The 11,649-nt window shown below is 54.4% G+C and carries 8 protein-coding genes; all 8 read right to left on the reverse strand.

Annotated elements, in window-relative coordinates:
- Nucleotides 1-107: 107 nt before the first annotated feature.
- The 8 genes from FBQ85_18605 to FBQ85_18640 all read right to left on the reverse strand — a co-directional run bounded on the left by FBQ85_18605 (nucleotide 108) and on the right by FBQ85_18640 (nucleotide 10,778).
- A complete protein-coding gene (locus tag FBQ85_18605) occupies nucleotides 108-401 on the reverse strand; it encodes a hypothetical protein (protein ID MDL1877145.1) in 294 nt (97 codons plus the stop codon).
- A 301-nt stretch (nucleotides 402-702) separates the two neighbouring features.
- Nucleotides 703-1,470, reverse strand: coding sequence for an acyl-ACP--UDP-N-acetylglucosamine O-acyltransferase (gene lpxA, locus FBQ85_18610; GenBank protein ID MDL1877146.1), 768 nt, complete (start codon nucleotides 1,468-1,470; stop codon nucleotides 703-705).
- An 18-nt stretch (nucleotides 1,471-1,488) separates the two neighbouring features.
- A complete protein-coding gene (locus FBQ85_18615; GenBank protein ID MDL1877147.1) occupies nucleotides 1,489-2,889 on the reverse strand; it encodes a bifunctional UDP-3-O-[3-hydroxymyristoyl] N-acetylglucosamine deacetylase/3-hydroxyacyl-ACP dehydratase in 1,401 nt (466 codons plus the stop codon).
- A 281-nt stretch (nucleotides 2,890-3,170) separates the two neighbouring features.
- Nucleotides 3,171-4,253, reverse strand: coding sequence for a UDP-3-O-(3-hydroxymyristoyl)glucosamine N-acyltransferase (gene lpxD, locus FBQ85_18620; protein MDL1877148.1), 1,083 nt, complete (start codon nucleotides 4,251-4,253; stop codon nucleotides 3,171-3,173).
- A gap of 106 nt (nucleotides 4,254-4,359) precedes the next feature.
- Complete coding sequence (locus tag FBQ85_18625; GenBank protein MDL1877149.1) at nucleotides 4,360-5,064, reverse strand: OmpH family outer membrane protein; 705 nt, start codon at nucleotides 5,062-5,064, stop codon at nucleotides 4,360-4,362.
- Entirely contained in the window at nucleotides 4,988-7,330 is a 2,343-nt protein-coding gene (bamA, locus tag FBQ85_18630) for an outer membrane protein assembly factor BamA (GenBank protein ID MDL1877150.1), read from the reverse strand. The genes FBQ85_18625 and bamA overlap by 77 nt, the downstream gene beginning before the upstream one ends.
- Nucleotides 7,331-7,754: 424 nt before the next feature.
- Complete coding sequence (locus FBQ85_18635; protein MDL1877151.1) at nucleotides 7,755-9,203, reverse strand: T9SS type A sorting domain-containing protein; 1,449 nt, start codon at nucleotides 9,201-9,203, stop codon at nucleotides 7,755-7,757.
- Nucleotides 9,204-9,326: 123 nt separating this feature from the next.
- On the reverse strand, nucleotides 9,327-10,778 hold the full coding sequence (locus FBQ85_18640; GenBank protein ID MDL1877152.1) for a hypothetical protein: 1,452 nt from the start codon (nucleotides 10,776-10,778) through the stop codon (nucleotides 9,327-9,329).
- Nucleotides 10,779-11,649: the final 871 nt, after the last annotated feature.

The raw sequence follows: 11,649 nt of genomic DNA on the forward strand, positions 1-11,649 counted from the left end.
GCGGGGACAGTGGTGAGGTCTGTCCATACCTCAGGATTGGCTGGCCTTTTCAGCCAATTTTTGAAAAAGAACATGAAAATTTGCCAAACTACAGTAAAACAATTTAATTATGCCGCAATAGGCGCATAGAAATCCAAGTGCGTCTTCTTAAAAGTATGCGCGTCGTGAGATGTCATTCGTGCAAAAACAACCGACTTGCCCTCACTGCCATATCGATCAAGCAGTTCTAAATTATACAACCGAATCTCGGGATCGTCGTCAGGTAATATGACAAGTTCAAATTTTTCCGGCAAGGAATCAAGCACATGGGGCAGGCGCAACAAATAATGTGTCACTTCCGCCGTTAATGCAAGATTTCGCTCGACTACGTTGGCCGGATCTTTTATCGCTCGGTTAACCACGTTTCATACCTCCGCCGATATTCATTCCAGCGTTTTGACAAATCCTGAATTGCGAACGTCAATGCTTCGTTGTAATCTTGCACGCTTAAGGTCGTCTTGACTGTCGCCTTATAAGGATGCAATTGATCGCAATGCACAAAGTTATGAGCGGTATCATATCTCATAACAGGAAACCAATTATAATCAAACAGGCATTCCAATTGCACTACAAACGTTAGGACTTTCCCATGTTCCAATTCAAACCTTATGCGCAATGCATTCTCGGCGTCCAAGAGACGGCGAAATTCGACGGTTCTCACGGCTATGCAATTATCCCCCGCTCGCTCTTTTCGATAAACTCCAAAACGATTTTCACTTCCTCCGTCAGCTCGCCGGCGGCGCGCAGATGCTGCACCGCCTGGCTTACGTTCAGATTCGATTTGAAGATGATTTTATAAGCACGCTTTAATGCCAGCAATTGTTCTTCCGTGAAGCCGCGGCGCCGCAATCCCACCGAGTTCAACCCGGCATATGTCAACGGCTCGTTTACCGCCAAAATATAAGGCGGAACATCCTTCGCCACGCGATAGCCGCCGCCGATAAAGCTGTGCCGGCCGATGCGCACGAATTGATGGATCGGAACCATGCCGCCGATGCTCGCCCAATCTTCGATCACCACGTGGCCGGCGAGATTCACGGCATTGGCCAAGATGCAATGATTGCCGATCACACAATCGTGCGCGATGTGGGCATAAGACATGATCAGGCAATCGCTGCCGACACGGGTTTCCCAATGATCTTTCGTGCCGCGATTGATGGTGGCGTATTCACGAATCGTGGTGCGGTCGCCGATGTGAACTGTGGTCTCTTCGCCGCCGAATTTCAAATCTTGCGGCGCCGTGCCGATCACCGCGCCTGTGAACACGCGGCAATCGCGCCCGAGCCGCGTGCCCGAAGCCAAATGGACGTAAGGCCGGATTTCGCAACCGGCAGCGATCTGTACGTTCGCTTCGACGATGGCGAAGGGGCCAATGGTTACATTCTCAGCAATCTCAGCGCGCGCATCGACCAGCGCTGTCGGATGAATAATCGCCACACGAACTCCGGCTCAATTTCGATTTACGACCGCCGCTGACAGCTCGGCTTCGCAAACCAGCTCATTTGCCACGTAGGCCTTTCCGGCCATTTTGCACATGGATTGGCGCAGCTTCAGCAACTCCAGCTCGAGAATGAGTTGATCGCCCGGCCGCACCGGCTTGCGGAATTTCACTTTGTCGAGGCCGGTAAAATAAACCAGCTTGTCTTCGGGATTGTTTTGCGTGTTAAGCAGCAAAATACCGCCGACTTGCGCCATGGCCTCGAGAATCAAAACCCCGGGCATGATGGGATGGCCGGGGAAATGGCCTTGAAAAAACGGCTCGTTGATGGTCACATTTTTCAGGCCAACCACGCGCTCGCGCGGCGCCAGGTCGATAATACGGTCGACCAGCACAAAGGGATAGCGATGCGGCAAAATCCGTTGAATGGCTTGCGCATCAAAAACATAATTGCCGCTCAGCTTGCCTTGATATTTCGACGTAATCTGAATTTTTTCGTATTCTTTGCGGATGCGCTTGACCAACTCGACATTGGCCGCGTGCCCGGAACGCGCCGCCTGAATATGAGCCTTGAGCCGCACGCCCAACAAGGCGAGATCGCCGAGCAAATCGAGCGCTTTGTGCCGCACCGGTTCGTTCTTGAAGCGAAAATGCTGCTCGCCGTTGAGAATACCGTTGTTTTCCAGCCGCAGGTTGCCGGAGACGCCGAACATTTCCTTCAAACGCCCGATCTCGTTCGGCTCGACTTGACGGTCGACAATCACAATCGCATTGTCAAGATTGCCGCCTTTGATCAGACCCCGCTGATACAGCGCTTCGACTTCCGAGAGAAAGCAAAACGTGCGCGCCGGCGCAAATTCTTTTTCAAACTCTTCTTGCACGGAATACATCGCCGTATACTGCGTGCCGAGCGCGGGGTTTTTGTAATCGATCAAAAACGTGATGCGAAATTCATCCGAGGGAAAAACCACGATATCGACGCCGCGCTTGTCATCGGAATAGGAAATCGTTTTTTCGATCACCAGATAATCGCGCGGTGAATCCTGCTCGATGACGCCGGCCTGTTTGAGCGCCTGCACGAACGGCAACGCGCTGCCGTCAAAGACCGGCGGCTCGTTGCTGTCCAGCTCGATCACGATATTGTCAATCATCATGCCGACAATCGCTGCCAGCACATGCTCGACGGTATGCACCACCACCGAGTTTTTGCCGATGGTCGTTCCGCGAGAAATATCGATGACATTATCAATATCCGCTTTGATTTCCGGCTTGCCCGGCAGATCGGCGCGGCGAAAATAAATGCCGGTATTGGGCGCCGCCGGATGAAACGTCATGTTCGAATTATTGCCCGTGTGTAATCCCACCCCTGAAATGGTCACTGCTTTTGCAATCGTACGCTGTTTTTCGAGTATCAACTCTCCCTCGCCGTTTCTTAATCGCAGAAATGGTGATTAAAAAATGTTGCCTCATTCTACCGGGGCCGATTCAAACTCTTGATCACGAAACACGCGAAAAATTCATTTGAGGCATTTCTTGTGTCTTGTTGGTTTCGCGGCAGAATTTTCAATGTGTCTAAGTAGAACTGATCATTGCTTGCCACGCGCAAACGGGCTTCAGAAAGGCCTCTTCCCCATGGCCGCCTCGGAACTCTATTGCCCAACAGCAAGCCCGCCCAATGTCAAAGTTTGCATCTTCAGCCCGCCATTTCTTCTTTTGGAGAATCTTCGGATAATTGAAGCTTGCCATCCGCGGCCAGCAAGCGCTCAAGCGCCTTGACGCGTTTCAACAATTCCGGCAACCGCCGAATCGCAGCTTCTTCACGCCGCGCTTGCGCATGATCGCGCGCCGGGTAGCCGGAGACCACGGTATTCGCCGGAATCGATTTGGTCACTCCGGCTTGCGCGCCGAACATCGTATGATCGCCGATATCAATATGTCCAACAAATCCGACTTGTCCGGCAATGGTCACGTCGCGGCCGATCTTGGTGCTGCCGGAAACGCCGGTTTGCGCGGCAATGACGGTATTCTCACCGACGGTAACGTTATGCGCGAGATGAATGAGATTATCCAGCTTGGCGCCGCGTTGGATGCGCGTTTCGCCAAAGGTGCCGCGATCGATCGTGCAGTTCGCGCCGATCTCAACCTCGTCTTCAATCACCACCGTGCCGAGATGCGGAATCTTGTGATGCCGGCCTTCGTGTTTGACATAGCCAAAACCGTCCGAGCCAATCACGCTGCCAAATTGTACGATGACGTTGCGGCCAATAATCACTTCATGCGCGATGCAGACATGCGGAAACAATGTCGACCCGCTGCCAATTTTCGCGCCGCGCCCCAAGTAACAACCTGCGCCGATCTGAACCGCTGCGCCAATTTCACAGCCGGCTTCGATGGTTGCATGCGGGCCGATAGTCACGCCTTCGCCCAAACGGGCATGCGGGCTCACGTGCGCCGAGGGATCGATGCCGGGCGCGCTTTGCGGGTTGGGCAAATATTTTTTGATGATTTCAATAAACGCGAAGTATGGGTTGGCGACGCGAATCAACGCCGGCCGCCGGCCTGGCGTCAGCGTAAAATTGGCGGCAACCAATACCGCTGCCGCTGCGGTCTGATCAAGCTGATCGAGAAAACGGGCCTGCGCTATGAATGATAAGTCGCCGGAACCCGCCTGCTCGATCGGGGCGATGCCGGTAATCATCGTATCCGCATCGCCCACAATTTCACCGCCAAGATGACGCGCCAGCTCACGGGCGCGGGTCGGCGTGATTTTCACCATCTCTCCTTACTGGGCATATGAACACAAAGAGGTGCCAGACTATTCTTTCGCGCTTTGGAAAGACGAATCTGAACACCTCATCAAGATAGCGTATGCGACAAGCGGATTACTTCGATGCGCCGGCCGGTTTGGCGGAAGCGACGGTTTTGTTCAGTTCGTCCAACACCTTCGCCGTCAAATCCGTCTGGCCCGGGTTGACATAAAGTATGATGTTCGCGGCGTTGTCAAACACGTAGTCAAACTTCTCCTGCTCGCTGACTTTTTTCACGGCGGCGACGATCTTGTCGCTCAGCGGCTGCATAATCTCGGCCTGCTTTTTCTCGCCTTCACCATTTTGGCCCCATTTTTCCTGGGCATATTGTTGAATGCGCAGCTCGAGATTTTGCAGTTCCAGCAGCTTTTCTTTCTTCTTATCGTCGCTCAACAGCAGCGATTGCGATTCCAGCTCATCGCGCTTCGTCGCGAACTCCCGGCGCATGTTGTTGAATTCTTCTTCCCAGCCTTTGTTGATCTCGTCAAACTGCTTGCGTGCGTCTTGCGCTTCTTTATAGCCTTCCAGAATTTTCTGCGTGTTGACGTGACCGATCTTGAGCTGCGCTGCGGCCGGATTGGCAAAAAACACGAGCAGCAACGCCACTAATCCGCCAACCCACATGTAGGATGACTTCACTCCTACCTCCTTGAGTAATGCTGAGGGATTCATACGTTTTTTTCCGAATATGGTAAAAAGTTGATTAAAAACTGCGGCCAAAAATAAAATGCGGCTTCCACTGGCCCTTGCGCTTGCCGGTGGCGGCGTCGATGTGATCATAGCCGTAACCGTAATCAAATCCAATTACACCGAGCAGCGGCATGAATAAACGCGCGCCAATACCGACCGAACGGCGCAAATCGTAGGGGTCCAGACGCGTCAGTTCCGGCCAGGTGTTGCCGGCCTCCGCGAAAATCAAGCCGAACACGGTAGGATTCGGCGCAATCGGCACACGCAATTCCGCCGTGTATTTCAGCATGGCCTTGCCGCCCAGCGAATAGCGATCGTTGCTCGTCGTCAAGGGATCATCATAACCGCGCAAAGCGATCGAGTTCGATGAAAGTCCCGAACCGCCCATGAAAAAGTACTCGGTGTAGGGAATGCGGCTGTTTTCCTTCAAGCCATCCAAGTAACCCGCATGAAAACTGGTGAACAAGACGAACGGCCCAAACGTCGGGAAAAACCAATCGGCTTGCAGTTGGTGTTTATGATATCCGACATTGCCCTGCAACGGTCCGCCGGCAAGATCGCTGGTCAATGAAACCTGCGAGCCGGCTGTCGGGAATTCCGGACGATTCAAACTGTTGCGGCTGAAGATATGCGTGATCGAGCTTTGCGTGAGCGGACGATCTTCCAGGCCGCGTGCGCGGCGTTCCTCGGACGTAAGCGCCGCCAAATCCTCTCTAAAATCGGAAAACTCGATTGATTGCAGACGATAAATCCAATCGGTGCGGAAGAAATCATCCGGCCAGCGCAAGCGGCGGCCCAAACGCAGCGACCCGCCGGTGCTGCGATAGCCGTACAAATCATAACTGTATCGCCGTGACCGCTTGGTGTCAAACACGCTGATGCCGGCCAGCGTGGGCGAATCGAACAGCCACGGCTCGGTGAAGGAAAGCTGAAACGAACGAAAGCTGCGGCCAAAATTCCAATCAAACGAAAGCCGCTGGCCGTTGCCGAGGAAATTGTTCATCGACACGCCAATCGAGCCGATGAGCTTGTCGCGCTCGCTCCATCCCGCGCTCATGTTGGCGGTGTCCGTCGACTTTTCCACGACTTCAAGCGAGACATCGACTTTTTCTTCGTCCAGCGGCTGCACATCCGGTTTGACGTCGGAAAAATAATTAAGCACGAACACTTCGCGTTGACTGCGAATCAGCATGTCGCGGCTGAATGTGTCTCCGGGCCGGACAAACAACTCACGGCGGATGACTTTTTCTTTGGTTTTGGTGTTGCCGCTGATACGAATTTTGTTGACGGTGACAGCGTTGCCCTCCGTAACCAGAAAATGCAAATCAACAAGACTGCTGTCCTTCGGCTTCTCCACCGGATTCACGGTGGCGTAGATGTAACCGGCGTCATAATACAAGCTGCCCAGCCGTTCGGTGACGGCCTCGCGAATTTTTTTGGAACTGTACACATCGCCTTTGCCGAAGCCCAGCAGCGAGGCGAGAACGCGACTGTTATAAATCGTATTGCCTTCCCACGTGATGTCGCCGATGTAGTACTTTCTGCCTTCAGTCACCCAGAGATCGATGAACATGTCCTTTTTCTCTGGGCTATAGTAGATCGAATCGCGCACCAGCTCCGCTTCCCGGAAGCCTTCGGAGCGGTAAAATTCGAGCACGTGTTCCTGGTCTTCTAAATATTTCTGGGCATCAAAATCTCCGCCGCCGAAGAAGCCGTTTTCCTTGGTCTTCTTCATCTGCTTGCGCAGTTTCTTGTCGGAAAACGCGGTGTTACCGTGAAAATGAATCCCCTCGATCTGAACTTTGTTGCCTTCTTTTATTTTAATGTCGAGATCGACGCGATCTTCGCCCACCGGCGTGAGCACCGGTTCGATCTCGGCGAGCAAATAGCCTTTGCTCTCATAAAGCTTGGTCAGCTTGCGGCGCACCCGTGCGGCTTCCCGCGGACTGATCACCTGCCCCTTGAAAAAGGTCAGCTCTTTTTCCAAATCTTTTTTGCTGATCTTGTCGTTGCCGCTCAACTCAATTTTGTTCAGGCGCGGAAACTCGCTGACGCGAATGATGAGGTAAATGCCGTCATTAACCTGCCGGTCGAGCAGAATCGTGATGTCATCGAACATGTCGAGACTGGCAAGCTGGCGAATGGCATTCTGCAGATCGTCGCCGGTAACCTTGTCGCCCACGGCCAGCCCGGAACTCAAACGGACAAAGTTAGCATCGGCGGTTTTGTTGCCTTCTACCGAAATGCTGAGAATGCTATATGTGCGTTGTTGAGCGTTGGCGTCGATAAAAAAAAGCGGCCATACCAAAATGGCCAAAATGTAACGCAAAATTTGCTGGAATTTCATACAACTCATCGTGTTAACACCTTAACTTATTTTAAATTCAAAACGGCACGAAGGTAGCAATTTTTTAACGGAATGTAAAGCATATTTTTTTCATGCACGGCAAGCTATTAGACGCCAACTTGAGAGGTTTAGTTCTGGCAGGGCGGAGTTTGTTCATTATAAAAATTGCCTCACCGCGCATGTCGAAAAAGCGTTGCCGTGAGATATTGCTTCCTTGCAATCTGAAATAGCTCCGCGACACCAGCCTGAGCCGGAACAATTTAATCTTGTTTCGACGCGGGTCGCTTTTTTCCGCCGGCATTTTCGCCGCCGCGAATAGACGCGAATCAACATTGATCCCGCTTTCGCGTTCATTCACGGCGGCTTTTGCGGGGTTATGATTTGACGCCAGAGGCCAAATTGTGCTGCGCAGGCGAACGGACAATTGCGGCGATCACTTGACAAATGCCATGCGTTTCGTTTCAACAAAACTCTCGCCCACCTGCAGGCGGTAAAAATAAACTCCGCTCGGCTGCGCCATTCCAGCTTCGTTGACCCCGCGCCAGGTTGCGACATGCTCGCCGGCTGCTTGCATGGCATGCACCAGGCGATTCACGAGCTGGCCTTGCAAATTGTAAATCTCCAATGAAACCATGTCCGGCTGCGACAATTTATAGGAAATCGTCGTTGCCGGATTGAACGGGTTGGGATAATTCTGCGCCAGCGCAATGGTTTCCGGCAGCGGCGACGCTGTAACCTCGCTGGCAATGGCTTTAAAGCGGCGAATCCGGCCGTCAAAGCAGCAAATATACAATTCCTGGTTTTGATCGACGCCAAACGCCGCAATGTTAAAATTCGTGTCGAGGAGTTGTTCGTTTTGCGGCGCATTAACGCCGTCGTAACGCAATGCCCAAATGCGTCCTGAAACATAATCACCATAAACGTATGCGCCCGCCAACGGCGCAACGCGGCTGCCGCGATAAACATACCCGCCGGTGATCGACGCGCCGCTGCTGCGGCCATAATCCCAAATCGGCAAGGCCAGCCCGGTTTGATTGCACCCGGAAGACGGGCTATAGCAAGTTTTGCCTTCCATAATCCGCCAACCGTAGTTCAATCCCTTTTCCACAATATCAACTTCTTCCCGGCTGCCTTGACCGACATCGCCAACCCAGAGCCAGCCGGTCACAAAATCAAAACTGAAACGCCAGGGATTGCGAAAGCCGTAGGCATAAATTTCTTCACGATAACCGGAGGTGTTGCCCACAAAAGGATTATCAGGCGGAATGCCGTAATTCAAGCCGCCGGCAGGATTGTCGACATCGATGCGCAGCATATCGCCGAGCAGGCCGCGGCGATCCTGGCCGTTGTTCTGCGGGTCACCGCCCGAGCCGCCGTCACCCATGCCGATGTAGAGATACCCGTCGGGACCGAACGCAAGTTGGCCGCCGTTGTGATTCTCATAGGGTTGATTGACAGTGAGCAACACAAACTCGCTATTGGCATCCGCGCGATTGGGATTAGCGCTGACGCGGTAACGGGCGACGACGGTACGCCGCGGATTCGAAGCCGTGTAGTTCACATAAAAATAACCATTGGTTGCAAAGTTTGGATGAAACGCCAGCCCCAATAGGCCTTCTTCATTTCCGCTGTCATTGACCCGGTTTTGAATGTTGAGAAAAGTATCCGCCGTTGCAACAGAGGAAGTATTCGCAAATACACGAATCACACCCGCCTGCTCGACAATGAAGATGCGGTCGCTGCCATCGCCGGCATGCTGCAAATCGACCGGACGCGCAAAGGTGAGATTGGGAAAGGCGATTTCCAATTCGTATTGCGCATAAACATGCGGCGCGAGCAGCAGAACGCAACCGGCGGCCAACAGCAAAATCCCTCTTTTCATAAGCTTCGTCCTTAATTGAAGTTGGAATGAAGTGTGATTTTAAGGCAGGCGGCGTGGGCGGCAATATAATCGCCGTTGTGGGATTTTACAAGCAAAACACTTGCCGGATGGGGAATGGCATGGTCATTCATGCTTGCCGAGCAACGGCTGCAATAAATCCACCAGGCGCGGCGCGGCGCCGGCTTTGGAGGCAACGAAGGCGCGATTTTTTTCGCCCAACGCTTGGCGCAACGGTTGATTTTGCAGGAGGGCGAGCAAGGCGCGCCGGCAATCCTCAACATTTTCGATCACTCTGCCGATGCCCAACTCTTTCATCTCTATTGCCTCGGCAGAATTTGTCATGCGCGGGCCGAACAGCACCGGAATGCCATGCGCCGCAGCTTCCAGCACGCTGTGCACTCCCGGTCCGAAACTGCCGCCGACAAACGCCATCTCGCCTGCGCCATAAAGTTCGGCCAACACGCCGACGCGATCGACCAGCAACACCTCTACTGAACTTGTAGAATTTGCCTGCGAAAGCCTGGCGCATGACAATTGCAGAGACGCTAGAGCCTGTTCGATCTCCAGAAGATGGTTTGGCCGCGGTTCATGCGGCACGAGAATCATTTTCAAATCAGGGAGTTGCCGGCGCGCCTGCGCGAATGTCGGCAGCAAAACCTCTTCATCCGAAGGCCAGGTACTGCCGGCAACAAAAATCGGCGTATGCGCGCGCCACTTTTCCGGCAGGATTTTGGAGAGATCGGCGTTTTGTGTGCGATATAAAACTTGATCAAAACGGGTGTCGCCGAGCACGCGCACACGCTCGGGATGGCGCAGAAGCGGGCGCAAATATTCAGCAGTTTGCGGTGAAACCGCGCCGATCAAATCAAAGTTTGCCAACACTTCGCGATGAAAACTCCGCACGCCCGGCCAGAAGCGCTTGGTGCGCGCATTGGCGCTCACGCTGGCGTCCGCCAACAGCAAAAAAATACCACGGCCCTGCGCCTGCCACACAAAATTGGGCCAGTAATCGTGGCGAATCACAATGCTCGCAACCGGCTGCACCAAATCCAAAAAGCGTCTGACTTGCGGCAGAGTATCGAGAGGCAGATAACATGTCGCCTCGGCGGGCATATCAGGAGAAGAAAGGTGTTTCTGCGCGCTCGGCGAGAAAATCGTGAGAACGCGCACGGCTTGCGGGAAACGCCGGCCAATTTCACGCAAAAGCGGCTTCGCCTGCTCGCATTCGCCCATCGACGAGGCATGCACCCAGACGGCCGGGCCGGCGGTTGTGCACGCGCGCAACTGCCGCTCAAGCTCCGCGAACACATTTTTGCGGCCTTGTTTGCCCTGCTTGATTTTCGCGCCTGCGCGCGTGTTGCCGGCGAGCCAAACAAGGAGATGAAGAACTACAAAAAGAAAAGGGATGGCGATCAAATTATAGAAAGCCATCCACAGAGTTGTGCGAATTTTGTTCAAGGGATCATGCGGAATGGAACGCGTCGCGGTTTGAGAGATGATGGGCAGATCAGCGCGTGGCGCCGCGCGATGGGGTTGCCGGCGGCGTGATGCGTTCCACGTGACGGCCGCGGACATGCACAGCGCAGGCTTTGCCCGCAGTCCAAGCGAGGAAGCGACGGAGCGACGGAGCGAGGAAGGGAAGAAAAGCCATGCGGGACACTCGCTCGTGAGTCGAAGTGCTGTTGGGAGTTGGGCGGCATGGTTCTTGAGAATCGTCGCGGGTCGCGAAGAAATCCGGCATTAGTAGTCTAAGGCGGGCCTCGGCCGTAACCAAGCCTCGGCGATCGTTTTCCGCCGACGCATCGATCACGGGAAAATCTCGACTGGCCCTGTGGCGGCCTATTCAAGCCGAAGGCTTCGAAGACATTAGCCGGCGGTTGAGGCCGAAGGCCGACACCGCCGGACGTCGTCGCCTCCATTCCGACGCACGCTGAAAGCGTGCCAGAGTCGTTCATCACCGACACGCGCTCGATGCGCGTATGATGGCATCATCCTGGGGAGTCACAGACAAGAGTCCGAATCACCGCAGCGCATCGGGACCGCCCGCCGCCTGCGTTGACATCACACCGCGAGTGATGGACGCCTTGAGCATCCCACCTCTATACTGCCGCCCGATCAGGCGGCGCGGGAGCCGGCACGACCGTCGGCCGCGGCCCTCGCCGGTCGGAGGTTGGGATGCGCGGTCCACGTCACGCCAGTGTCGCTTCTCCGGTCCTGCTTTCGCTGACAATGGTCCTGTGTTCGATTCATGCCGTCGCTGCGCAGGAATCGCCCGCGCCTGCCCCTTCAACACAATCTGCGCCGGTTACGGCCGCGCGCGAGGAGACGGCCGCTACACAACCAAACGAGCCGCCGCGGGAATCCGAAGCGGGTGACGCTCCTACGCCCGCGACCTTGCGCGGCGGCTGCGCCTTGCCGGTGAAGGTCAGACCTTCCTTGCCGGTGA

The sequence above is a fragment of the Cytophagia bacterium CHB2 genome, assembly GCA_030263535.1.
In the GTDB taxonomy this organism is placed as follows: domain Bacteria; phylum Zhuqueibacterota; class Zhuqueibacteria; order Zhuqueibacterales; family Zhuqueibacteraceae; genus Coneutiohabitans.

Excerpts from the sequence above, each read along its gene's own strand:
- lpxD (MDL1877148.1), bottom strand. The coding sequence starts at position 4,253 with ATGGTGAAAATCACGCCGACCCGCGCCCGTGAGCTGGCGCGTCATCTT.
- FBQ85_18625 (MDL1877149.1), bottom strand. The coding sequence starts at position 5,064 with ATGATCACATCGACGCCGCCACCGGCAAGCGCAAGGGCCAGTGGAAGC.
- bamA (MDL1877150.1), bottom strand. The coding sequence starts at position 7,330 with ATGAGTTGTATGAAATTCCAGCAAATTTTGCGTTACATTTTGGCCATT.
- FBQ85_18635 (MDL1877151.1), bottom strand. The coding sequence starts at position 9,203 with ATGAAAAGAGGGATTTTGCTGTTGGCCGCCGGTTGCGTTCTGCTGCTC.
- FBQ85_18640 (MDL1877152.1), bottom strand. The coding sequence starts at position 10,778 with ATGTCCGCGGCCGTCACGTGGAACGCATCACGCCGCCGGCAACCCCAT.